This is a genomic window from Streptomyces sp. NBC_01635 (assembly GCF_045209715.1).
GTDB classification, from domain to species: domain Bacteria; phylum Actinomycetota; class Actinomycetes; order Streptomycetales; family Streptomycetaceae; genus Streptomyces; species Streptomyces hirsutus.
This window is the reverse complement of the sequence record NZ_CP109277.1, coordinates 6609991-6634130: the sequence shown is the minus strand read 5'-3', so window position 1 is coordinate 6634130 and position 24140 is coordinate 6609991. Positions and strand designations below refer to the sequence as shown.

The following is a 24140-nucleotide window of genomic DNA, read 5'->3' as shown; positions in this document are numbered from 1 at the left end:
CCGGACTCCGCTCGAGTCCAGGATGCACGCACGGCCGAGGTACCAAGTTCGTCCACATCAGGGGGAGTCAGATCATGCGATCCATACGGCCGTCGTCCACCACTCGCCGAGGCGGAAGGGCGCGCCGCGGAACCTCCCCCGTGCTGACCGCCGTCGCGCTCGCCTCGGTACTCGCGCTCACCGCCACCGCCTGCGGTTCGGGGGACGACACGGCGGGCGGCGAACCCTCCGCGACCGCCGCGGCCGGGGACGGCAAGATCCAGATCCCGAGCGACATCGCGGACCGGCTCAAGGAGCACGGGATCGATGTCGACAAGTGGAGGAACGGCGACTGGAAGAACTGGGACAAGGACGACTGGCTGCGCGAGGCCAACGACTACATCAACCCGATCATCGAGGACCTGTGGGACCCGGACCGCATGCGGGAGGCCGAGCAGCCGGACCCGGAGGTCGACGAGAGCGACATCTCCGGTGACCAGGGCGTGACGGACCCGACGCCGGAACCGGTGCAGGCGCAGGCCGTGCCGCCGTCGTACCACGACAACGCTCCCACGGCGGGCAAGGTGTTCTTCGACTCCCCCGAGGGCACGATGGTGTGCTCCGCGACCGTGGTGCAGGATCCCGCCAACCCGGGCAAGTCCAACATGGTGTGGACGGCCGGGCACTGTGTGCACGCCGGCAAGAAGGGCGGCTGGTACCGCAACATCGTCTTCGTTCCGTCGTACAACGACGCGGGCAGGCCGACCGGCGAACTCGAAGGCGCCGCCGAGGACGAGGTCGCTCCGTACGGCGTCTGGTGGGGTGACTGGGCACAGACCTCCGACCAGTGGATCGAGCAGGGCGGTGCGACCGGCGGTGACGGCGCCTCGTACGACTTCGCCGTCATCCATGTGACGCCGGAGAAGGGCGGCGACGGCAAGTCTCTGGAGGAGAAGGTCGGTTCGGCACTGCCGGTGGACTTCAACGCTCCCGCCGTGCCGGACGTGGAGAGCGTGACCGCGACCGGCTACCCGGCCGGCGCGCCGTACGACGGCCAGAAGCTGTTCAGCTGTGAGGACCGGCCGGGCCGGCTCTCGCTCGGCGCCTCCGACCCGACGATGTACCGCATCGGATGCAGCATGACCGCCGGTTCGTCCGGTGGCGGCTGGGTCGCGGAGGGCTCCGACGGCAAGCAGGCACTGGTGTCCAACACCTCCATCGGCCCGGTGACCTCGGGCTGGCTCGCCGGTCCGCGGCTGGGGGACGAGGCCAAGGGCGTGTACGAGGCGGTCAGCGACAAGTTCGCCGGCCAGTGACCATCGGCCGCTCCGGCGGCGGTTCCGTTCCCACGAGCCCCGCCCGGGCGGGAACGGCATCGCGGTAACGGCACCCGCACGGGCGGTACCGGCGGCATGAATCCGCCGGCCGCCCGTGCGGCGTCCACACCCGGCAGCAGGACATTCATTCGTGGCACCGGGGGGCACCGCACCATGCGCTCCATCCGTACGTCCGCTCCGCGCCGGCGGGGCCGTCGCAGAACCCTCGCCGCCGCCGGGCTCGTCGCCGCCCTGGCCCTCACCGCGACCGCGTGCGGCGGTTCCACCGACGACGAGGCCGGCCCGAAGAAGCCCGGTCCCGGCACCTCGCGGGCCGCGGACGGCGAGGCCGGCAACTCCCAGGTCCCGGCCGACATCGCGGACCGGCTCGAGGAACACGGGATCGACGTCGACCGGTGGAAGGCCGGCGGCTGGCGGGACTGGGACGAGGACAAGTGGCTCGGTGAGGCCAAGACCTAGGTCAACCCGGTGATCGAGGGCCTGTGGAAGCCGGAGCGGATGCGTTCCGCCGAGGAGTCCGACAAGACCCTCTCGACCAAGGACGCGACCGCCGCCCGGGGCGACGGCGATCCGGAGCCGGGACCGGTCGAGGCGCAGGCCGAGCAGACGCCGTACCACGACCACGCGGCCCCGGTCGGCAAGGTCTTCTTCGACTCCCCCGAGGGCACGAGTGTCTGCTCCGGCACGGTCGTCAAGGACGTGAACCACCCGGGCAGGTCCCCTCTCGTCCGGACCGCCGGGCACTGCGTGCACGCGGGCGGCGACGGCGGCTGGTACCGCAACATCGTCTTCGTCCCCGCGACAACGACCTGGGCAGGTCCGAGGCGGAGCTGAGCGACGCGAACGCCTCGGAGATCGCCCCGTACGGCAACTGGTGGGCGGACTGGGCCGCGACCTCCACCGGCTGGATCGAGGACGGCGCGCCGACCGGTGGCGTCGGAGCACCGTACGACTACGCCGTCCTGCACGTGAAGCCGGAGTAGGGGGACAAGTCCCTGGAGGAGACGGTCGGTACCGCCCTGGAGGTGGACTTCTCGACCCCGCCCGCGGACGGGGCGGGCCGGATGGGTGCCTGGGGATACCCGGCGGCGCCGCCCTGCAACGGACTGCGGATGTTCAAGTGCCTGGACACTCCGGGCCGGTTCTCGCTCGCCTCCGACCCGCCCACGATGCATCGCATCGGTTGCACCATGACCGGTGGCTCGTCCGGCGGCGGCTGGTTCCGGGTGGTGAACGGCGAGACCGTGCCGGTGTCCGACACCTCGATCGGCCCGGCCGACAACACCTGGCTCGCGGGCCCGCAGTTGGGCCGGGACGCCGAGGCGCTGTACCAGAACATGAGCAGGACCTACGACGGCCGGTGATCACGGCGGTGCGTGATCGCGGCGTCGCTGATCCGTGCGAGGGAGAAGGCCTGCCCCCCTGCTCATGAGCAGGGGGGCAGGCCTTCTCCCTCGCACGCGGAACCGCGGGCCGTTGACTCAGCCGGCGGTCGGCGTGGGCACGAACGGTGTGAGCTCCGCCGCCAGTTCCTCGTGCACCCGCACCTTGAGCAGGGTGCCCTCCGCGGTGTGCTCCTCGGAGATCACCTCGCCCTCGTCGTGGGCGCGGGCGACCAGCTTGCCGTGCGTGTACGGCACGAGCGCCTCGACCTCCACGGCCGGGCGGGGCAGATCGTTGTCGAGGAGGGCGAGCAGTTCGTCGATGCCCTGGCCGGTCCGGGCGGAGACCGCGATGGAGCGCTTCTCCTCCCGCAGCAGCCGCTGGAGCGTCAGCGGGTCCGCCGCGTCGGCCTTGTTGATCACGACGATCTCGGGTACGTCGGTGGCGCCGACGTCCCTGATCACCTCGCGCACGGCGGCCAGTTGCTCCTCCGGGACGGGATGCGAACCGTCCACCACGTGCAGGATCAGATCGGCGTCGCCGACCTCCTCCATCGTGGAGCGGAACGCCTCGACGAGGTGGTGCGGCAGGTGCCGGACGAAGCCGACGGTGTCGACCAGCGTGTACAGCCGTCCGCCCGGCGTCTCCGCCCGGCGCACGGTCGGGTCGAGGGTCGCGAACAGGGCGTTCTCGACCAGCACGCCCGCGCCCGTGAGGCGGTTGAGCAGCGAGGACTTGCCGGCGTTGGTGTAGCCCGCGATGGCGACGGACGGCACCTTGTTGCGCTTGCGCTCCTGGCGCTTGATGTCGCGGCCGGTCTTCATCTCCGCGATCTCCCGGCGCATCTTCGCCATCTTCTCGCGGATCCGGCGCCGGTCGGTCTCGATCTTGGTCTCACCGGGGCCACGGGTGGCGAGTCCGCCGCCCGAGCCGCCGCCCATCTGCCGGGACAGCGACTGGCCCCAGCCGCGCAGCCTCGGCAGCATGTACTGCATCTGCGCGAGCGCGACCTGCGCCTTGCCCTCCCGGGACTTGGCGTGCTGGGCGAAGATGTCCAGGATCAGGGCCGTCCGGTCGATGACCTTGACCTTGACGACGTCCTCGAGGTGGATCAGCTGGCCGGGGCTCAGCTCACCGTCGCAGACGACCGTGTCCGCGCCCGTTTCGAGCACGATGTCGCGCAGCTCCTGGGCCTTGCCGGAGCCGATGAAGGTCGCCGCGTCGGGCTTGTCGCGGCGCTGGGTCACGCCGTCGAGCACGAGGGCGCCCGCCGTCTCCGCCAGGGCGGCGAGCTCCGCGAGGGAGTTCTCCGCGTCCTGCACGGTTCCCGATGTCCACACGCCGACGAGTACGACGCGCTCCAGGCGGAGCTGCCGGTACTCGACCTCGGTGACGTCCTCGAGTTCGGTGGAGAGGCCGGCGACGCGGCGCAGGGCCGCCCGCTCGGAGCGGTCGAGCTGGTCGCCGTCCCGCTCTCCGTCGATCTCGAGGCTCCAGGCGACGTCCGCTTCCATCAGGGCATCGGCCCGGAGGCCCTCGGGGTAGGTCCGCGCGAAGCGCTTGGTGTCCTGGGAAGGGGAAGAAGAGGAGGTCATTGGGTCCTTACGTCGATACGTCGATGGGAGATCGCAGGGGTGACGGACTACGCCCGTCACCCTTCACAACGCACGGGCCTCCCGGGAGATTCCCGTGACCCGTGCGGTGGCGTCCTGACGATGGTGGCACGGCACGGCACGTCTCGTCACCGTGTTTGTTCCCGGCTCGCGCCCGGTCGATGCACGGCCGGACCGGAACGTCCGGCGGGCTGTGCCGCGGATTCGGGGGCCGCGGGCCTGTGGCCCGTGAACCTGTAGGCCGTGGACTTCTCCGGGGCCCGGTCCGTGGACTTCCAGTCCGGGTGGCCGGGCATCGGCGGGGTCTTCGCGTCGTGGAGCCAGGCGTTCAGGAATCCGGTCAGGTCGCGTCCCGCGGTGTCGGAGGCGAGCCGGACGAAGTCGGCGGTGGAGGCCGTGCCGTCCCGGTACTGGGTCACCCAGCGCCGTTCCAGGCGGTCGAACGCGGTGCGGCCGATCTCCTCGCGCAGGGCGTACAGCACGAGCGCGGAACCGTCGTACACGATCGGCCGGAAGATGCTGATCTTCTGGCCGGGCTGCGGGGCCTTGGGAGCGGCGGGTGGTCCGCCCTCCGCGCGCCAGCGGTCGGAGGCCTCGTAGGCGGCCTTCATCCGAGTCTCGAGGGGCCGGCCGGCCTTCTCCTGCGCGTACAGCGCCTCGTACCAGGTGGCGTGGCCCTCGTTGAGCCACAGGTCGGACCAGGTGCGGGGGCTGACGCTGTTGCCGAACCACTGGTGGGCGAGCTCGTGCACCATGATCGACTCGATGTACCACGCGGGGTAGGCCGGGTCGGTGAAGAGCTCCCGCTCGAAGAGGGACAGCGTCTGGGTCTCGAGTTCGAAGCCGGTGGAGACGTCGGCCATGAGCAGGCCGTACGTCTCGAACGGGTAGCGGCCGGCCTTGTTCTCCATCCAGGCGATCTGGTCCGGGGTCTTCGCCAGCCACGGTTCGAGCTGTTCGCGGTGGGCCGTGGGGACGACGTCGCGCAGCGGCAGCCCCTGCGGACCGGTGCGGTGCAGGACCGTGGAGCGGCCGATGGACACCTGGGCGAGTTCGGTGGCCATGGGGTGCCGGGTGCGGTACGTCCAGGTCGTCGTCGCCGCCGCGCGCGTGCGGTGGACATGGATCGGCAGGCCGTTGGCGACGGCCGTGTGACCGTCGGGGGCGGTGATGCGGAACGTGAAGAAGGCCTTGTCGGACGGGTGGTCGTTGCACGGGAAGACCAGGTGCGCGGCATCGGCCTGGTTGGCCATGGCGAGACCGTCCGCGGTGCGCACCCAGCCGCCGTCACGGCCCTCGGCGGCCACCGGATCGCTGGTGTGGCGCACGGTGATCCGGGTCCGTTCGCCGGCGTCCAGGCCGTTCACGGGCGTGATCACGAGGTCCTCACCGGCGGTGGTGAAGGCGGCTGGGGTGCCGTCGACCTCGACCGAATGGACCGTGCCGTGGGCGAAGTCGAGGTTGATCCGGTCCAGGTCCGTGGTCGTCCGGGCGTCGATCCTCGTGGTGGCCTGGAGCGGCGTGTCGTTCGTGCCGGGGTAGCTGAGGGCGAGGTGGTACGACGCCACGTCGTACCCGGGGTTGCCCAGATGCGGGAAGAGGCGGTCGCCGATGCCCAGCGGCGTGGCGGGAGCGCTCGCGGCGAGGAGGCAGACGGAGACGGCCGACGCGAGCAGCGCCGCGGACGTCCGCCGCCGGCGACCCCGGGGGGCCGTCGTGCGGGCAGCTGGTACGGGAGCGGCTTGACGGACGGGAGCCGGACGGGCGGGGGCCGGGCCGTGCGGGGCGGGACGTTCGGAGGCCGGTTCGGGGGCGGTCGGGCCGTGGGGAGTGCGCAGCATGGGCCCACGGCTATCAGCGCGCGCGTGCGCGGTTACGGCGGCGCGCTCCCGGCCCACCCGATCGGGTGGGCCGATGGCCGAGGGAGTGCCCGACGAGGCCTCCGGCCGGGTGGCGTCCCCGCGCGCCTCGCTGTCAGGTGCTCCGGGTCTGCGGCTTGGCCCGGCTCACGTCGTACACGCCCGCCACCTTGCGCATCGCGCGCATGAGGACGGGCAGGTGGGCGGCGTCCGGCAGCTGCACGGTGTACGTGTGCCGCACCTGCTGATGGGTCGGGGGTTCGACGGTCGCGGAGACGATCTCGGCGCCTTCGACGGCCATGGCCTCGGTGAGGTCGGCGAGCAGATGGGGGCGGACGAACGATTCGGCGACCAGGGTGACCCGGCACTCGGCGCCCTCCCCCCAGCGCACGCCCACCTCCGCACGCCCCGCGCTTTTCATGCGCGCCACGACGGCGCACTCGACCCGGTGCACGGCGACCGCTCCCCCGCGCACGGCGAATCCGGTCACCTCGTCGGGCGGTACGGGCGTACAGCAGCCGGCGAGCCGTACCGTCGCACCGGGCCGGTCGGCCAGGACCTGGGCGCCGCCGGAGGAGCCGGGCACCGCCCCAAAAGCCGGTGCGGCGGGCTCGCCCACGGCGGGACGCGTGGCCGCCTGGGCTTGCTCGGCCCCGGCCCGGCCCCCCTCGGGCGGATCGGCGGGATCGACGGGGTGAGCGGGGTGAGCGGTCAGCCACCGCTGAATGGCGATCCGGGCGGCCGGGGTACGGGCGTGCTCCAGCCACTCCCTGGAAGGCTCGGAGGCGGGGTCCTGGCCCATCAGGAGCTGGACGGTGTCCCCGTCCTTCAGCACGGTGCGCAGTGTCGCCAGGCGGCCGTTGACGCGGGCGCCGATGCACGCGTGCGCGTCCTCGCCGTACTGCGCGTAGGCGGCGTCCACACAGGTCGCCCCGTCGGGCAGACCGATCGTGCCGCCGTCCGGGCGGAACACGGTGATCTCGCGGTCCTGGGCGAGGTCCTCGCGCAGCGTGGACCAGAAGGTGTCGGGATCGGGCGCGCCGCGCTGCCACTCCAGGAGCCGGGAGAGCCAGCCGGGCCGGGTCGGGTCGACGCGTTCGCCGTCGCTCGCCGACTGCTCCTCCCCGGGGACGGCATAGGGGTTGCCGAGGGCGACGACACCGGCCTCGGCGACCTTGTGCATCAGGTGCGTACGGATGAGGACTTCGACGACTTGGCCGTCGTCGCGCGCGACGGCGGTGTGCAGCGACTGGTACAGGTTGAACTTGGGTACCGCGATGAAGTCCTTGAACTCCGAGACGACGGGTGTCATGCAGGTGTGCAGCTCGCCCAGGACGCCGTAGCAGTCGGCGTCCTCGTTCACCAGCACCAGCAGCCGGCCGAAGTCGGCGCCGCGCAACCGACCGCGTTTGCGGGACACGCGGTGCACGGAGACGAAGTGACGGGGGCGGATGAGGACCTCGGCGGTGAGGTCCGCCTCGCGCAGCACCTTGCGCACCTCGTCGGCGACCTCGGCGAGAGGGTCGTCCGCGCGGGAGGCGTTGCGGAGGATCAGCTCGCGCGTGTGCTTGTTCTCCTCTGGATGCAGGATCGCGAAGACCAGGTCCTCGAGTTCCGTCTTGAGCGCCTGGACGCCGAGCCGTTCGGCGAGCGGGATGAGGACGTCCCGGGTCACCTTGGCGATGCGTTCCTGCTTCTCGGGGCGCATCACCCCGAGGGTGCGCATGTTGTGCAGCCGGTCGGCGAGTTTGATCGACATCACGCGGACGTCGTTGCCGGTGGCGACCAGCATCTTGCGGAAGGTCTCGGGCTCGGCCGCGGCACCGTAGTCGACCTTCTCGAGCTTGGTGACGCCGTCGACGAGGTAGCACACCTCCTCACCGAACTGCTCACGGACCTGATCGAGCGTCACCTCCGTGTCCTCGACGGTGTCGTGGAGCAAGGAGGCGGTCAAGGTCGTGGTCTCGGCGCCGAGTTCGGCGAGGATGAGGGTCACGGCGAGCGGATGGGTGATGTACGGCTCGCCGCTCTTGCGCATCTGTCCCCGGTGCGAGGACTCGGCCAGGAGATAGGCGCGGCGCAGGGGGTCGAGATCGGCGTCGGGATGGTGGGCGCGGTGGGCGTCGACCACATGGCCGATGGCGTCGGGAAGCCGGTCGCGGGAGGTGGGGCCGAGGAATGCGGCGCGGCCCAGCCGACGCAGGTCGAGCCGGGAGCGTGCCTTCCTCCGTGTCCCCGTGGGCGTGACACGACCTGATGTCGCAGACCCCGTTGTCACGGGACCTGGGGTCGCAGGTTTCGCGGCCTCCGCGTTCATGGGCACCTCCGGCGGCGTTGACCGGCGGACGCATGCCCAGGGTGGACTCGGGCTCAGGAGACGGTGCTCGTCCCCGTCCGGGCCGGTGCTTGATGCTACCGAGCCCAGAGCGTGCGACCGACCGCCTCCCTCCGAGCGTGAAACGGATCACTCCTTCGAGCGAAGAGTGTCACAGCGGCGATTTCACGCCATGGATTCAGAGGCGCGCCATGCTCTCGAAGCCGAACCTGGCACCGCACCCCGCGGATACGGCCGGCCGGCACGTGCTGCTCTTGGATACCAAGCCGGTACCGGGCTCAGCGGGGCAGGTTCTCCAGCCACTCGCTCTCGATCACGCCCTCGGCGACGATCACCGCGGGCCCGGTCATCTCGATCTCCCCGTCGGGCCGTTCGGTGATCACCAGAGTGCCGCCGGGCACGTCCACCGTGTACGTCACCGGGGTTCCGGTGACCCGCGGGTCGACGCCGTCCCGGCGGGCCGCGGCCACGGCGACCGCGCAGGCGCCCGTGCCGCACGAGCGGGTCTCACCGGCCCCCCGCTCGTGGACGCGCAGCGCCACGTGCCGCGGGCCGCGGTCGGCCACGAACTCCACGTTGACGCCGTCCGGATAGACCGAGGCGGGGCTGAACGGGGGTGCGGTGAACAGGTCGCCGGCGTGGTCGAGGTCGTCCACGAAGGCCACAGCGTGCGGGTTGCCCATGTTCACGTTCCGTGCGGGCCAGCTGCGTCCGCCGACGCTCACGGTGACGCCGTCGCCGGGCAGCAGCGCCCGGCCCATGCCGACGGTGATGTCACCCGCGGCGGAGCCGCTGTCGGACGCGGTCTTGGCGATGTGCACCGCCTTCACGCCGCCGCGCGTGGCGATCGCGATGTCTCCCTCGGCCACATGTCCCGCCCGCTGGAGGTAGCGCGCGAACACACGCACTCCGTTGCCGCACATCTCGGCGATGGAACCGTCGCCGTTGCGGTAGTCCATGAACCATTCGGCCTCGGCCGCCAGGTGCCGCGCCTCGGGGTGCGCGGCGGACCGCACCACGTGCAGCAGCCCGTCGCCGCCGATGCCCGCGCGGCGGTCGCAGAGGGCCGCGACGGAGGCGGGGGGCAGGTCGATGGCGTTCTCGGGGTCCGGAACGATCACGAAGTCGTTCTCGGTGCCGTGCCCCTTGAGGAAGGCGATCCGCGTGCTCATGCCTCGATCGTACGGGGCGTCCACGACACCGCGTCCCGGCCCTCGCAGCGCACGGGCCGGCGAGGGAGACGGGCGTCAGCGGAGGCGGGCGACCCGCCAGACCGCCAGGGCCACCACCACCGCGACCAGCACGGCGTAGGCGATCACGACCCGCCAGTCGGGTCTGAGACCGGAGCTCCGGGCCGGCAGACCGGGCCAGGTGTAGCCCACCCTGCGGGCGGCCATCATGCCCCAGCCGGCCGCGCAGGAGCAGATCAGCAGGCCCAGCATGGCGATCACGGCGCCGCTGTCGCCGAAGTCGAAGGCGAGCGGGAACGCGAACATCAGGGAGCCGACCGCGGCCAGACCGACGATGGGGGCGAGCTGCCAGATGCGCAGCCGTCGCTGCGGGCGCAGCTCGACCTCGACCTCGTCGCCGCCCGCGAACATCTCGTCCGGCTCGGGGCCGTCGTCGGTCACTCCGCCCTCTGTCTCGTCCGGCCCGTCGGGGCTGAGACGGTCAGGGTCCTGCTCCGGTACACCCCGCTCGGTGGTGAGGTGCTCGGTGCCGTGTGCGGTGTCGCGAGGGCCGGCCTCCATCGCCACGCGCCCTCCCAACTTGGACTCCACTTGGTCGATCGAAGCTCGATGATGGCACGGCGTCAGAGGCCCGGATGACGGCCTGGGCGTCCCGATGCCATGACGTGATCAGGCTGTAACCGGTCGTTCGACCAACGACATCGCGAGCTGCGGAAGTTCCGTCAGATCCACCGCGGCCCCACTCAACCAATGCACCCGCGGGTCGCGCCTGAACCATGAATCCTGACGGCGCGCGAAGCGCTTGGTGGCACGGACGGTCTCGGACCGCGCCTCCTCCAGGGTGCGCTCTCCGGCGAACGCGGAGAGCACCTGCTGGTAGCCGAGTGCGCGCGAGGCCGTACGCCCCTCGCGCAACCCTTGCGCCTCCAGTGCGCGCACTTCCTCCACGAGACCCGCCTCCCACATCCGGTCGACCCGGTCGGCGATCCGTGCGTCCAGCTCGGGGCGGGCGACGTCGACACCGATCTGGAGGGTGTCGTAGACCGAGTCGTGGCCGGGGAGGTTGGCGGTGAAGGGCAGTCCGGTGATCTCGATCACTTCGAGCGCCCGGACGATACGGCGGCCGTTGCTCGGCAGGATGGCCCGCGCGGCCTCGGGGTCGGCGGCGGCGAGGCGGGCGTGCAGCGCGCCGGGTCCGCGCAGGGTGAGCTCGTCCTCCAGGCGCGACCGTACGTCGGGGTCGGTGCCCGGGAACTCGAGATGGTCGACGGCCCCGCGGACGTAGAGGCCGGAGCCCCCGACGAGGACGGGCCAGCGCCCGGCGGCGAGCAGGGCGTCGATCCGCTCCCGGGCGAGGCGCTGGTACTCGGCGACGGACGCGGTGACGGTCACGTCCCAGATGTCCAGGAGGTGGTGCGGGACGTCCCCGCGCTCCTCGGGCGTCAGCTTGGCGGTTCCGATGTCCATCCCCCGGTAGAGCTGCATGGAGTCGGCGTTGACGACTTCACCGCCGAGCTCTCGGGCCAGGAAAACGCCCAGATCGGACTTTCCGGCTGCGGTGGGGCCGACGACGGCGATGACCCGGGGGGTGGGGAGTGCGCTGCTCACCGGTCCAGTCTCGCAAACCCCGCAGCCGGCCCTCCGTCGAGTGGCGTGAAGCGGTGGGCGGAGGGCTGCGCCCGGGGTCGGATTCCGGCCACGGGAGGACCGTGCGGCAGGGCGGGACCGCGTTCGCGCGAGTACCGTATGGAGTGGATATGGGCGTTTTCACACATGGGCGCACACGAACCGCACCGCGAGGGAAGGTGGACCATGGGTCTCCTGGACAACATGAAGGCCAAACTGGGGCCTGCCAAGGACAAGGTCTCGGACCTCGCGCAGCAGCACGGGGGCAAGATCCAGCACGGGCTGGACAAGGCCGCGAAGACCGCCGACGAGCGGACCAAGGGCAAGTACAGCGACAGGATCCAGAAGGGCACCGGCAAGGCCAAGCACGCCATGGACCGGCTCGCCCACAAGAACGAACGCGGTCCGGACGCGGGCGGCACCACGCCCCCGGCGGGACCGCCGCCCACGCACTGAGCACCGGGCACCGGGCACCGGGCACCGGGCACCGAATCGGCGTAAGGCCGGGAACGCGCATCGCGCAGGGCGTTCCCGGCCTTCGTCCGTTCCCGGCCTTCATCCGTTCCGCGCCGTCCGGCGTGCCGGGCGGGCGTCGCGCGGAGCCGGCTCCTACGACCAGGTGGCCACCAGGTAGCCCACCCCGTACGGAGCGTCCTCGTACAGCAGCGTGCCCCGCAGAGCGCTCCCCCCGGCTTCGGCCGCCCCCGCCAGGACCTGCCAGGGTGCCCGGCCGGTCGCCTTGAGGTCGTGCGCCAGGCCGTCGTCCAGCGCCAGCAGGGCCGCCGTGTCGGCCGCTCCCAGCGCCCGCGCCGCCTCCGCGTCGAAGGGCGCCGCCCGCTCGTCGAGGTAGCCCGGAGCCTTGAGCGTGCGGCAGGCGCTGCCGTCGCCCATCACCAGCAGCGCGACCCGCTCCGCCCTGCCGGCGAGGTCCCGTCCCTGTCCGGCGCACCGCTCGGCCGCGAGGGACTCCCCCACGCCGATCCCTTCGACGGGCGCGTCCGCCCACCCCGTCCGCTCCAGCAGCCAGGCGCCCACCGCGAGCGCACCGGGCAGTGCCCGGCCGGTCGCCGTGTCCCGGTCCGCTCCGAGCCGTACGCCGAGACCGACGCCGAAGCCGTGGAAGGACCCCGTGCTGCCCTCCGGGTAGCGCTCGGTCCCCACGTCGCCGGCCATCGGGCCGACGACCACCAGCAGGTCGGGCCGGGCGGCGGCGAGCACGCCGACCGCGTCCGTGCACGCGGCCCGCGCGGCGTCCAGTTCGGGTGCGGCGCCCGCGGCCACCTCGGGCACGAGGAGGGGCGGGCACGGGCAGACTGCGGCGGCGACAAGCATGATCAGCAGCCTACTGCGGCGGCCCGGGACGGCATCCGTCTCACTGGTCGTCCGTGCTCCAGACGTGCTCCGCGAGGCAGTACCGCAGGCGGTGGGTGCCCAGCCCGCCCTTGATCTCCACGAAGTACGTGTCGTCGTCGACGCGGTACACCTCGCGACGCTGTTGCTTCAGCCCTCCGGCGAACCGGTGCGTGCACGCCGCCTCGTACAGCCTGCGGCGCGCCTCTTCGCGCGTGCCTTCGAAACGTGCGATCGGCCGGAGCGTTTCCTCCCGCTCCTCCACAACGATCCAGTGAGCCATGCGTCCGCCCCCCGTCGCGGCCCGGTCAGTCGATGGCGCAGCCCCCGGTGACCGCCGGCAGCGGCTCGGGCACGCCCACCGTGGGCAGGCCGAGCATGACACCCGCCGGCCCGGCGGCGCCAGTGGCGTTCCGCTTCTCCCAGGCGTCGCCCGCGCGGGTGCGGCGCACGCCCAGGGTGGGACCCTCGGCGAGGAGGTGGTGGGGGGCCGCGTAGGTGATCCCCACGGTGACGACGTCGCCGGGACGGACCTCCTGCTCCGGCTTGGTGAAGTGCACCAGGCGGCTGTCCGGGGCGCGGCCGGAGAGACGGTGGGTGGCGCCGTCCTTGCGGCCCTCGCCCTCGGCCACCATCAGTTCCAGGGTGCGGCCGACCTGCTTCTTGTTCTCCTCCCAGGAGATCTCCTCCTGGAGGGCGACGAGCCGTTCGTAGCGCTCCTGGACGACCTTCTTGGGGATCTGGCCGTCCATCTCGGCGGCCGGGGTCCCCGGACGCTTGGAGTACTGGAAGGTGAAGGCCTGCGCGAAGCGGGCCTCGCGCACCACGTGCAGGGTCTGCTCGAAGTCCTCCTCGGTCTCGCCCGGGAAGCCCACGATGATGTCGGTGCTGATCGCCGCGTGCGGGATGGCGGCGCGGACCTTCTCGATGATGCCGAGGTAGCGCTCCTGCCGGTAGGAACGGCGCATCGCCTTGAGGACCGTGTCCGAGCCGGACTGGAGCGGCATGTGGAGCTGCGGCATCACGTTGGGCGTCTCGGCCATGGCGGCGATGACGTCGTCGGTGAAGTCGCGCGGGTGGGGGGAGGTGAAGCGGACGCGCTCCAGGCCCTCGATGCTCCCGCAGGCCCGCAGCAGCTTGCTGAACGCCTCCCGGTCACCGATGTCGGAGCCGTACGCGTTGACGTTCTGGCCGAGCAGGGTGATCTCCGAGACGCCCTCGGCGACCAGTGCCTCGATCTCGGCGAGGACGTCCCCGGGGCGCCGGTCCTTCTCCTTGCCGCGCAGCGCGGGGACGATGCAGAAGGTGCAGGTGTTGTTGCAGCCGACGGAGATGGACACCCAGGCCGCGTAGGCGCTCTCGCGGCGGGTCGGCAGCGTGGACGGGAAGGCCTCCAGCGACTCGGCGATCTCGACCTGGGCCTCCTCCTGGACGCGGGCGCGCTCCAGGAGGACCGGCAGCTTGCCGATGTTGTGCGTGCCGAAGACCACGTCCACCCAGGGGGCCCGCTTCACGATGGTGTCGCGGTCCTTCTGCGCGAGGCAGCCGCCGACCGCGATCTGCATGCCGGGGCGCTGCGCCTTCCTGGGGGCGAGGTGGCCGAGGTTGCCGTAGAGCTTGTTGTCGGCGTTCTCGCGCACGGCGCAGGTGTTGAAGACGACGACGTCGGCGTCGCCGTCGGCGCCCTCGGGAGCACGGACGTAGCCCGCGTCCTCCAGCAGCCCGGACAATCGCTCGGAGTCGTGGACGTTCATCTGGCACCCGTAGGTGCGTACTTCATAGGTGCGCGTGCCGCCCACTGACTGGCTCCGGTCGATGCTGCTCATGCCCTACAGGGTAGGCGGTCGCCACGACACCCCCGGGACTCCGTCCGGGATCGGGCCCGGGCCTGTGCCGAGGGCTCCGCTCGAGCTCTCGGCCAGGGCTCCGGTCAGGTGTCCCGGGGCTCCGCACCCGGCGTCCACCCCTGCCGGCGCAGCACCCGGGACACGTCCGGCGCCTCGTAGTGGTCCCCCTTGAGGACCTTGCCGTCGAAGCGGCGGGCGATCTCGCCGCCGGGGCCGCGCTTGCTCATGTTGGCGCGGTGGATCTCGGAGATCACCGTGTCGAGGTCGATGCCGTGGACGAGCGCCGTGCCGTAGGCGACGTAGACGACGTCGGCGAGTTCGTGCGCGAGCCGGTCGAGGGGGCCGTGCACCGCCACCTCCGCGACCTCGGCGGCCTCCTCGGCGAGCAGGTCGCCGCGGTGGGCGGCGAGCTCCGGCGAGACCTCGGTCGGTGTCTCGCGCGCGTCCAGCCCGAAGGCATGGTGGAACTCACGGACCAGGTCGGCGGGCGAAGAACTCATGCCGTAACGGTAACGGCCGCCTCCCGAGACCCTCCCGGCCTGGTCAGAGGGGCGCACGGGCTGGCAGGATCGCGCCCATGTCCATCGCGCCGTTCCGTATCGGCAGGCGCCGGGTCCTGCGGGGCGCGGTCGCCGGCCTCGTGGCGCTCGGGCTGCTGCTGTGGTGGCTGGCGCCCTGGAGCGAGGATCCGCCGCGTGGGACGGTCACCCTGAGCACGGGCACACGTGCGGGGGTCTACCAGAAGTACGGGGAGCTTCTGCGCACGTCACTGAGTAGGGACATGCCCGACCTCGAAGCGCGGCTGCTGACGAGCGACGGTTCGCAGGAGAACGTGCGGCGCGTGGCGACCGGGCAGGCGGACTTCGCGATCGCCGCTGCCGACGCGGTGCAGACGTACAGGCTGAGCGGCGCGAGGGGTGCCGCCGGGTTGCGCGGGGTCGCCCGTCTCTACGACGACTACGTGCAGCTCGTGGTCCCTCCCGGGTCCGGCATCCGCTCCGTCGCCGATCTGCGGGGCAAGAGGGTCGCCATAGGGCCGCCCAAGTCGGGTGTCCGGCTCATCGCCAACCGGGTGCTCAAGGCGGCCGGCATCGACCCGGAGAAGGACATCAGGCCCTTTGCGGACGGCATCGACACCGGCCCCGGGCGGCTCGGGCGGGGGCTGGACGCGTTCTTCTGGTCGGGCGGGCTGCCCACCGACGGCCTGCGCACCCTGTCCGAGGACGCCGGCCTCCGGTTCGTGCCGATCCCGGCCGACCTGGTCGCCCGGCTGCACGAGCAGGATGGAGCCACGCGCTACTACCGTGCCACCAACATGCCGGAGTCGGCCTACCCCGGCAGCCAGCACGGTTCGACCGTCCCGACGATGGCCGTGTCCAATCTGCTGATCACACGAGCGGACACGGACCCCCGGCTCACCGAGTGGCTGACCCGGATCGTGCTCAAGAGCCGGGACCGCATCGGTGCGCACGTCCACTCCGCCCAGCTCGTCGACGTACGCACCGCGATCTACACCGATCCGCTCCGGCTGCACGACGGCGCGCGCCGGTACTACCGGTCCGTCAAGCCCTGAACCGTCGCCTCGCCCGTGGGCGCGCTCCTGGGCACCGTCACCGTCACCGTCAGCCCGTGCGGCTCGTGCCGGTCGTACGCGATCGAGCCGCCGCCCGCCGTGAGAAGGGCGCGGGAGATGGACAGGCCGAGTCCGGAGCCCTTGACGTTCTGGTGCCGTGAGCTGCGCCAGAAGCGGTCGCCGACGCGGGCCAGCTCCTCGTCGGTCAGACCGGGGCCGTTGTCGGTGACGACGACGGTGGAGGTGTCGCCGTTGGAGGCGACGGCCACCTCGACGGTCCGGTCCTCGGGCGTGAACTTCACGGCGTTGTCGATGACCGCGTCCAGCGCGCTGGACAGGGCGACCGGGTCGGCCCATGCCGTGGTCGGCGGGCAGTCCCCGGTCAGCAGGACGCCCTTGGCCTGGGCGGTGGGCGACCACGCCGCCACGCGTTCGGCGGTCAGGGCGCCGATGTCGGTGATCTGGAGCTGGGCCTCGCTGTGCTCGGCCAGCGCCAGGTCGAGCAGGTCGTCCAGGACCTGCGCCAGACGCCTGCCCTCGGCCTGGACGGAGGCGATCTCCTCGTTGCCCTCGGGCAGCTCCAGAGCGAGCAGTTCGATGCGCAGGAGCAGAGCCGAGAGCGGGTTGCGCAGCTGGTGCGAGGCATCGGCGACGAAGGCGCGCTGCTGCTCCAGCACGCTCTCGACGTTGTCCGCCATCTCGTTGAACGACCGGGCGAGCCTGCGGAGTTCCGGCGGTCCGCCGGCCGCCGCGACCCTCGACTTCAACCGCCCGGTGGCGATGTCGTGGGTGGTGGCGTCCAGGACCCGTACGGGCTTGAGCACCCAGCCGGCCAGCCGCAGGGCCGCGCCGACGGCCAGCAGCATCGCGGCCGCCTCGCCCGCCGCGATGAGCAGCCAGCCCCGCAGGATGCGGGACCGCATCTGCCCGGTGGGCGAGTCGGTGACGACGACGGCGACGACGTCACCGTCCCGGATGACCGGGGAGGCCACCACGAGGCTGCGCCGTTCCCAGGGCCACACCTGCTCCGGGTCGTGGCTGCGCCGGCTGAGCAGTGCCTCCTGGAAGGCGTCGCGCACCTCACCGGTCCCCGGCAGGAACCAGTCGTCCGGCGCGTGCGCCATCGGGGCGTCGTTGCGGCGGAAGACGCCGGCCCGGATGCCGTACACCTCGTAGTAGCTGTGGAGTTCGCTGTTGAGGGTCTCCCGGCGCTCGTTGACGTCTCCTGCGGCGGGGCCGACGGGTTCGGTGACGAACTGCGCGAGGGCCGCGAAGCGTGCCGTGTCGTCGATCCGGTCGACGATGACCTGCTGCTGCTGAGCGCCCGCCAGGCTGACCGCGAGCGGAACGCCGAGGGCGAGCAGGACGGCCGCCATCAGGACGATGAGCAGCGGCAGCAGACGTGTGTGCACTCGGTCGGACCCGCCCTAGACCGCGGGCTCGACGAGCCGGTAACCGACTCCGCGCACGGTCTCGATGAGGGCCGGCATGCGCAGCTTGGCGCGCAGGGAGGCGACGTGCACCTCGAGGGTGCGCCCGGTCCCCTCCCAGCTGGTGCGCCACACCTCGCTGATGATCTGCTCGCGGCGGAAGACGACCCCGGGGCGCTGGGCGAGCAGGGCCAGCAGATCGAACTCCTTGCGGGTCAGCGGGACGACCGCACCGTCCACGCTGACCCGCCGGGTCGGCAGGTCGATGCGCATGGAGCCGATCCGCAGCTCGGCCTCGCCGCTGCTCGGGGTGTCCTCCTGGACGGTGCGCCGGCTCACGGCATGGATCCGGGCGAGCAGTTCACCCGTGTCGTAGGGCTTGACCACGTAGTCGTCGGCGCCGAGGTTGAGGCCGTGGATGCGGGAGCGCACGTCGGCGCGGGCGGTGACCATGATCACCGGGGTACCGGTGCGCTTGCGGATCTTGCCGCACACCTCGTAGCCGTCCTGGTCGGGCAGGCCCAGGTCGAGGAGGACGACCCCGAAGCGGTCGGCCTCGGGGACGAGCGCCTGGAGAGCCTCCTCGCCGTTGCGCGCGTGGGTGACGTCGAAACCGTGCCGAGCCAGGATGGCCGACAGGGCGGCGGCGACGTGGTTGTCGTCTTCGACGAGAAGCAGTCTCATCCGGTCCCCCTTCGGTTCATCGGCCGTACCATCCGAGTGTGTAGAAAGACGTGTGCACGCGGGCGCACCTTGCAGTGACGCCGATGAACGAGGACGGCGTCAAGAGGGTTCCGGTTGCTCTTCGGTACCGTTACCTGGCCGAAATGAGCCCTGCTCACAAGTGCTACGACACGTGTCCGATTGCTATCGGATCGTGATGCTCAGATTCCCCTCAGATCTGATGACGCAGGTCCGAAGGGTTACTACTGTCCTCCCAAACCGAGGAGGACGGAGCCAGATAGCGATGACCGAAGTATCGGTGGCCAAGGAAGATGTGGCCGCGACCGGCGATCTGGTCGTCCTGAAGAGCGTCAACAAGCATTTCGGCGCGTTGCACGTACTCCAGGACATCGACCTGACGATCGCCCGCGGCGAAGTCGTCGTCGTCATCGGGCCCTCCGGGTCCGGGAAGTCCACCCTGTGCCGCACCGTCAACCGTCTGGAGACGATCGACGACGGGTCGATCACGATCGACGGAAAGCCCCTGCCGCACGAGGGCAAGGAGCTCGCCCGGCTGCGGGCCGACGTGGGGATGGTCTTCCAGTCCTTCAACCTCTTCGCGCACAAGACCGTGCTCGAGAACGTGACGCTGGGCCAGGTCAAGGTCCGCAAGAAGGACAAGAAGGCCGCTGAGGAGCGGGCCCGTGCCCTGCTCGACCGGGTCGGTGTGGGCGCGCAGGCCGACAAGTACCCCGCGCAGCTCTCCGGCGGCCAGCAGCAGCGTGTCGCCATCGCGCGGGCCCTGGCGATGGAGCCCAAGGTCATGCTCTTCGACGAGCCGACGTCGGCGCTCGACCCGGAGATGATCAACGAGGTCCTGGAGGTCATGCAGCAGCTCGCCCGCGACGGCATGACCATGATCGTCGTGACCCACGAGATGGGCTTCGCCCGTTCTGCCGCCAACCGCGTGGTGTTCATGGCGGACGGCCGCATCGTCGAAGAGGCGACGCCGGAGCAGTTCTTCAGCAACCCGCGCAGCGACCGCGCCAAGGACTTCCTGTCGAAGATCCTTCACCACTGACGTCGTCCTGCGCCCGGCGCTCGGACGACGTGCGTCACCAGCCGGCCGGGGCCGCATCACCTCACCCGTACACGGGCCGCATCACCTCACCAGTCAAAAGGATGTGCACCATGAAGCTCCGCAAGGTCACCGCCGCCTCGGCCGCCGTGCTCGCCCTCGCCCTGACCGCCACCGCCTGTGGCGGCGACGACAGCGGCGACTCCAACGGCTCTGGGTCGAGCGACGGCAAGAAGATCACCATCGGCATCAAGTTCGACCAGCCGGGCCTGGGCCAGAAGACCCCGCAGGGCTACGCCGGCTTCGACGTGGACGTCGCCACCTACGTGGCGAAGAAGCTCGGTTACGACGAGGACCAGATCGAGTGGAAGGAGTCGAAGAGCGCCGACCGCGAGACCATGCTGCAGCGTGGTGACGTCGAGTTCATCGCCGCCACCTACTCGATCACCCCGGAACGCGAGGAGAAGGTCGACTTCGCCGGCCCGTACCTGCTGGCCCACCAGGACGTGCTGATCCGCGCCGACGACAACAAGATCAAGGCGCCGGAGGACCTGAACAGCGCGAAGCTGTGCTCGGTCACCGGCTCCACCTCGGCGCAGAACGTCAAGGAGAAGCTGGCGCCCAAGGCCCAGCTGCAGCCGTACCCGACGTACTCGGCCTGCCTGCCCGGTCTCCAGAACGGTGCCGTCGACGCGCTGACCACCGACGACTCGATCCTCGCCGGCTACGCCGCCCAGGATCAGTTCAAGGGCAAGTTCAAGCTCGCCGGCTTCAAGCTGACCAACGAGAACTACGGCATCGGCGTCAAGAAGGGCAGCGACCTCAAGGCGAAGATCAACGAGGCGCTGGAGGCCATGGTCTCCGACAAGTCCTGGGAGAAGGCCGTGAAGGACAACTTCGGCCCGGCCGACTACCAGAACGAGCCCGCGCCGAAGATCGGCGACATCAAGAGCTGAGGCCCCGCCTGACAGGGTGCGCCGTCCCGAGTGCGGGGCGGCGCACCGGGACGGGCATACCTACACGCGGAAGCGCGGGAGATCGTGTTCGACTTTCTTGAAGGTTACGACCTGTTGGGGGCCTTCTGGACGACGGTGCAGCTCGCTGTGCTCTCCGCCGTCGGCTCCCTGGTCTGGGGCACCCTGCTGGCCGCCATGCGCGTCGGCCCGGTGCCGCTGATGCGCGGTTTCGGGACCGCGTACGTGAACATCGTGCGGAACATCCCGCTGACCGTCATCATCCTGTTCACGTCGCTGGGTCTGAGCCAGACGCTGGGCATCAATCTCGGCGCGGACGACTTCGAGACGATCAACTTCCGGCTCGCCGTCCTCGGTCTGATCCTCTACACCTCGGCTTTCGTGTGCGAGGCGCTGCGCTCCGGCATCAACACGGTGCCGGTCGGCCAGGCCGAGGCGGCCCGCGCGCTCGGCCTCAACTTCAGCCAGGTCCTGGGCCAGGTGGTGCTGCCTCAGGCGTTCCGCTCGTCCGTCGGCCCGCTGGCGAACGTGCTCATCGCGCTCATCAAGAACACCACGGTGGCCGCCGCCATCGGTGTTGCCGAGGCGGCCCTGCTGATGAAGGAGATGATCGAGAACGAGGCACAGCTGTTGCTGATCTCCGCGGTCATCGCTGTCGGTTTCGTGATTCTGACGCTGCCGACCGGCCTGTTCTTCGGCTGGGTGGGCAAGAAGGTGGCGGTGAAGCGATGAGCTCCGTCCTGTACGACGCCCAGGGCCCTCGCGCCAAGCAGCGGAACATCATTTTCACGGTGGTCTTCCTGGCTGTCTCCGCCGTCCTGCTGTGGTGGGTGTTCGGCACCCTCCACGACAAGGGCCAGCTGGAGTGGTTCCTGTGGAAGCCGTTCTTCACCAGCGGCGAGCCGTGGTCCACGTACATCTGGCCAGGTCTGCAGAACACCCTGAAGGCCGCCGCGCTGTCGGTGATCATCGCGCTGCCGCTCGGTGCCGTCTTCGGCATCGCCCGGCTGTCGGACCACGCCTGGGTCCGCGTCCCGGCCGGGGTCGTGGTCGAGTTCTTCCGGTCCATCCCCGTCCTGGTCCTGATGATCTTCGGTCTCGCCCTGTTCGCCGAGTACACCAACGTCAGCTCCGACGACCGTCCGCTGTATGCGGTCGTCACGGGTCTGGTGCTGTACAACGCCTCCGTCCTCGCGGAGATCGTGCGCGCCGGCATCCTGTCCCTGCCCAAGGGCCAGGCCGAGGGAGCGATGGCGATCGGCCTGCGCAAGAACCAGACGATGCGGCTGGTCCTGCTGCCGCAGGCGGTCACCGCGATGCTCCCGGCCATCGTCAGCCAGCTCGTCGTCATCGTGAAGGACACCGCCCTCGGCGGCGCCGTCCTCACCTTCCCCGAGCTGCTCGCTGCGGCCAACACGATGAGCGGCTACTACGGCGCCAACGTCATCGCCAGCCTCACGGTGGTGTCCGTGCTCTTCATCGCGCTCAACTTCGCCCTCACCTCCTTCGCCTCCTGGCTCGAGGCACGGCTGCGCCGCAGCAAGCGCAGCACGGGCGCGGTGCTCGGCGTCGGCGACATCGACGACCTCAACGCGGCCGAGGTCGGGGGCACCCACAAGGCCGGCGGGGGCGGCATCGTCTGACGCGCACGCCCCGCCGTGCGCCTGCCGTACTGCACGACTCGGCATGACTGTGGCCCGCCGTTGTCCGGCGGGCCACAGTCATGCCGGGGGCCGGCCCGCACCACCGGCCCGCACCACCGGTGCGAACAAACGGTGCGGATCGGACCCATGTGATGAACAGTCAAGTGGTGTGACGCACCCCGCCCCATTTCATGATCGCCACCGGCCTCCGGTCACTTGACGCAAGCACCGGCAATAGGTTGCATACGTTCTGTGATCGTGCACCCTGCTCCATCTTCCTGTTCCTCCCCGTCCCTTCGGACGTCACTTCGAGCAGGGGGCGTCGCGCCGTGGACCCGGTAATCATCGTGGGAGCGGGGCCCGTCGGGCTCACGCTCGCCCTGGCCCTGGCGCGTCAGGAAGTGCCGTGCGTGGTCCTCGACGAGGGGCCGGGCAAGGACGAACCGCGTCCCGCGCGCTCCGTCGTACTCCGCGAGGACACCACGGAACTCGTGAAACGGCTGACCGGGATGCCGCTCGCCGCCGCCGGTTCGCCCTGGGCCGGATGGCGGTCGATGCGGCGCAAGCAGGTGACACATGAGATCGACTTCGACGACACCGAACCCGGCCCCGTGCACATCGCCCAGCACGTCCTGACCGGCGCCCTGCGCGCGGCTCTCGTCGGCGAACCGCTCGTCGAGGTCGTCACGGACAGCCGTCTGGACTCCCTCGAACAGGAACCCTCCGGCGTCACCGCCCACACCCGCGGGCCCGACGGCACCTGGTGGCGCGGCAGCTATCTGGTCGGCTGCGACGGCCCCCGTTCCACCGTGCGCAAGCTCCAGGACATCCGCTTCCCCGGCCGCACGGCGGTGGAACGTCACGCCGTGGCCGCGTTGCGTACGGAGCTGCTCTGGCCCGGAGAAGCGTTGCTGCACCGGATGCCGCCGTGGCGCACCTTCGGCCCCTTCGCCGGGGAGATCAGCGCGCGCCCGCTGCCGGACGACGTGTGGCGGCTGGACTGGCTGATGCCGCCGGGCAAGGAACTGGTCACTCCCGAGCTGCTCCTCGACAGGGTCCGGGAGACCCTGGCCGGCTGGGCCGAGGGCCCGACACCGCCGTACGAACTGCTCGACACCGGCGTGCACACCGTCCACCACCGGCTCGCCCGGCGCTGGCGGGCCGGCCGTGTCTTCCTCGCCGGGGACGCCGCGCATCTGCTCGGCGCCCTGGGCACGCACGGGCTGGACGAGGGGCTCCGCGACGTCGACAACCTGACCTGGAAGCTGGCCCTGGCCTGGCACCACGGTCCGCACGAAGCGCTGCTCGACAGCTACCAGACGGAGCGACGGGCGATCGTCGCCGCCCGACTGCGCGCCGCCGACCAGGCGTTGCCGCTGGTACGGGGTGGTGGCGGCCTGCGTTCCTACGTCCCGGGCGCCGCCCGCGGTCATGACGCGTTCCTGGTGGAGGGGCATCTGGGGCAGGGGACGCTGGGCGCGCCGGGCGTGCACACCGACTCACCCCTCACGCCCCCGCCTCTCGAGGGCGAGGTCCCGGTGGACACGCCGGTCGGGGCACCGGTCACCGACGTACGGGTCACGGCGGAGGACGGCACCTTCGTCCGGCTGCGGGGCCGGCTCGGCCGGGGGGCACTGCTGGTGGTGCTGATCGCGCCGGGCACCGGGGTGTGGGAGCGCAGGCACTGGATGTCCGCCGGGATCATGCCCCGGCTCGCGTCGGCGGTGGCGGCGCTGCCGCACCCGGCCGAGCTTCTGGTCGCGGAGAGCTATCCGGGGGCGGCGGCCCACACCGTGCTGCTGGTACGCCCCGACGGGCACCTGATCACGGCCCTGGGCGGGGTCCGTCCGGCGTCCCTGTACACGGCGGCCGAGACGGCGCTCGGCGGACCGGCTTCGGCGGAGGCGGGGGCCACCGGGACGGAGGCCGGGGCGGAAGCGGGAGCGGGAGTGGGGGCCGAAGCCAACGCCGGTACCGGCGCCGGGTCGCGCTGAGGCGGTGCCCCGACGCGTCGGGGCGACGCGTCGCCTCGGCGTCGCATCGTCGTCCCGTCGGCTCGTCGCCGTCGTCGTGTCCGTGGCCGTCCGTGGCCGTCCGCATGCTGACGGAGAGTTGATCCGCGCGCGACGTCGTGGTCTACTCCGGTCCGTGACCGACACCTGTGTGCGCCTGTGGCGGAGGGTCCATATGGACCTCCTCCGCTATGCGGGCTGCGTGTGTCGCCCGTCCTTCTGAACTCGCGTTCTTCCTCCCGCGCACC

21 protein-coding genes and 1 pseudogene are annotated in these 24140 nt (G+C 71.2%); 10 read left to right on the top strand and 12 right to left on the bottom strand.

Translation table 11 applies throughout. The features are described 5' to 3' along the window. Positions 1–74 precede the first annotated feature (74 nt). Both OHB56_RS30785 and OHB56_RS30780 read left to right on the top strand, forming a co-directional pair. Positions 75–1295, top strand: coding sequence for a hypothetical protein (locus tag OHB56_RS30785; protein WP_326755066.1), 1221 nt, complete (start codon positions 75–77; stop codon positions 1293–1295). 174 nt (positions 1296–1469) lie between these two features. Next, positions 1470–2680: pseudogene (locus OHB56_RS30780) on the top strand (trypsin-like serine peptidase). Between the two features lie 117 nt (positions 2681–2797). Here the strand turns inward: OHB56_RS30780 and hflX are convergent. The 6 genes from hflX to miaA form a co-directional block, all read right to left on the bottom strand. Continuing rightward, positions 2798–4294: a GTPase HflX gene (gene hflX, locus OHB56_RS30775; protein WP_326755065.1), complete on the bottom strand. Its 1497-nt coding sequence runs from the start codon at positions 4292–4294 to the stop codon at positions 2798–2800. 146 nt (positions 4295–4440) lie between these two features. Then, on the bottom strand, positions 4441–6153 hold the full coding sequence (locus tag OHB56_RS30770; RefSeq protein ID WP_406356771.1) for a M1 family aminopeptidase: 1713 nt from the start codon (positions 6151–6153) through the stop codon (positions 4441–4443). A 133-nt stretch (positions 6154–6286) separates the two neighbouring features. Then, a complete protein-coding gene (locus OHB56_RS30765; RefSeq protein ID WP_326755063.1) occupies positions 6287–8488 on the bottom strand; it encodes an HD domain-containing protein in 2202 nt (733 codons plus the stop codon). 296 nt (positions 8489–8784) lie between these two features. Continuing rightward, entirely contained in the window at positions 8785–9678 is an 894-nt protein-coding gene (gene dapF / locus OHB56_RS30760) for a diaminopimelate epimerase (RefSeq protein ID WP_406356769.1), read from the bottom strand. A 75-nt stretch (positions 9679–9753) separates the two neighbouring features. Beyond that, positions 9754–10257, bottom strand: a complete 504-nt coding sequence (locus OHB56_RS30755; RefSeq protein WP_406359245.1) for a hypothetical protein — start codon at positions 10255–10257, stop codon at positions 9754–9756. 108 nt (positions 10258–10365) lie between these two features. Continuing rightward, positions 10366–11304 (bottom strand): tRNA (adenosine(37)-N6)-dimethylallyltransferase MiaA, encoded by a 939-nt coding sequence (miaA, locus tag OHB56_RS30750; protein WP_326755061.1) that lies wholly within the window; start codon positions 11302–11304, stop codon positions 10366–10368. A 204-nt stretch (positions 11305–11508) separates the two neighbouring features. On the opposite strand from miaA, the gene OHB56_RS30745 reads away from it, so the two are divergent. After that, positions 11509–11778, top strand: a complete 270-nt coding sequence (locus OHB56_RS30745; protein ID WP_406356767.1) for an antitoxin — start codon at positions 11509–11511, stop codon at positions 11776–11778. A gap of 153 nt (positions 11779–11931) precedes the next feature. Here OHB56_RS30745 and OHB56_RS30740 read toward each other — a convergent pair whose 3' ends face one another. From OHB56_RS30740 to OHB56_RS30725, 4 genes are all read right to left on the bottom strand, one after another. Continuing rightward, positions 11932–12654: a class III extradiol dioxygenase subunit B-like domain-containing protein gene (locus tag OHB56_RS30740; RefSeq protein WP_326755059.1), complete on the bottom strand. Its 723-nt coding sequence runs from the start codon at positions 12652–12654 to the stop codon at positions 11932–11934. A gap of 40 nt (positions 12655–12694) precedes the next feature. Further along, positions 12695–12955: a hypothetical protein gene (locus OHB56_RS30735; protein WP_406356765.1), complete on the bottom strand. Its 261-nt coding sequence runs from the start codon at positions 12953–12955 to the stop codon at positions 12695–12697. Positions 12956–12980: 25 nt separating this feature from the next. After that, a complete protein-coding gene (gene miaB / locus OHB56_RS30730; protein WP_406356764.1) occupies positions 12981–14498 on the bottom strand; it encodes a tRNA (N6-isopentenyl adenosine(37)-C2)-methylthiotransferase MiaB in 1518 nt (505 codons plus the stop codon). A gap of 104 nt (positions 14499–14602) precedes the next feature. Next, positions 14603–15019: a MazG nucleotide pyrophosphohydrolase domain-containing protein gene (locus tag OHB56_RS30725; RefSeq protein WP_326755056.1), complete on the bottom strand. Its 417-nt coding sequence runs from the start codon at positions 15017–15019 to the stop codon at positions 14603–14605. Positions 15020–15096: 77 nt separating this feature from the next. Here OHB56_RS30725 and OHB56_RS30720 point away from each other — a divergent pair, with 77 nt between their 5' ends. Next, positions 15097–16092, top strand: a complete 996-nt coding sequence (locus OHB56_RS30720) for a TAXI family TRAP transporter solute-binding subunit (RefSeq protein WP_406356763.1) — start codon at positions 15097–15099, stop codon at positions 16090–16092. Here OHB56_RS30720 and OHB56_RS30715 read toward each other — a convergent pair. Further along, positions 16071–17504 carry a sensor histidine kinase gene (locus OHB56_RS30715; protein WP_406356761.1) on the bottom strand — a complete coding sequence of 478 codons (1434 nt, stop codon included), beginning with the start codon at positions 17502–17504 and terminating at the stop codon, positions 16071–16073. The genes OHB56_RS30720 and OHB56_RS30715 overlap by 22 nt on opposite strands. Positions 17505–17519: 15 nt before the next feature. Beyond that, the gene (locus OHB56_RS30710; RefSeq protein ID WP_326755053.1) at positions 17520–18206 is read right to left on the bottom strand and encodes a response regulator transcription factor; all 687 of its coding nucleotides are present in this window, start codon (positions 18204–18206) and stop codon (positions 17520–17522) included. Between the two features lie 283 nt (positions 18207–18489). Here OHB56_RS30710 and OHB56_RS30705 point away from each other — a divergent pair, with 283 nt between their 5' ends. From OHB56_RS30705 to OHB56_RS30680, 6 genes are all read left to right on the top strand, one after another. Continuing rightward, positions 18490–19266 (top strand): amino acid ABC transporter ATP-binding protein, encoded by a 777-nt coding sequence (locus OHB56_RS30705; RefSeq protein WP_326755052.1) that lies wholly within the window; start codon positions 18490–18492, stop codon positions 19264–19266. 110 nt (positions 19267–19376) lie between these two features. Continuing rightward, on the top strand, positions 19377–20219 hold the full coding sequence (locus OHB56_RS30700; protein ID WP_326755051.1) for a glutamate ABC transporter substrate-binding protein: 843 nt from the start codon (positions 19377–19379) through the stop codon (positions 20217–20219). An 84-nt stretch (positions 20220–20303) separates the two neighbouring features. Beyond that, positions 20304–20969 (top strand): amino acid ABC transporter permease, encoded by a 666-nt coding sequence (locus OHB56_RS30695; RefSeq protein ID WP_326755050.1) that lies wholly within the window; start codon positions 20304–20306, stop codon positions 20967–20969. Continuing rightward, a complete protein-coding gene (locus OHB56_RS30690; protein ID WP_326755049.1) occupies positions 20966–21880 on the top strand; it encodes an amino acid ABC transporter permease in 915 nt (304 codons plus the stop codon). The genes OHB56_RS30695 and OHB56_RS30690 overlap by 4 nt, the downstream gene beginning before the upstream one ends. A gap of 329 nt (positions 21881–22209) precedes the next feature. Next, on the top strand, positions 22210–23874 hold the full coding sequence (locus OHB56_RS30685; protein WP_406356758.1) for an FAD-dependent monooxygenase: 1665 nt from the start codon (positions 22210–22212) through the stop codon (positions 23872–23874). A 4-nt stretch (positions 23875–23878) separates the two neighbouring features. Next, the gene (locus OHB56_RS30680; protein WP_406356756.1) at positions 23879–24115 is read left to right on the top strand and encodes a putative leader peptide; all 237 of its coding nucleotides are present in this window, start codon (positions 23879–23881) and stop codon (positions 24113–24115) included. Positions 24116–24140: the final 25 nt, after the last annotated feature.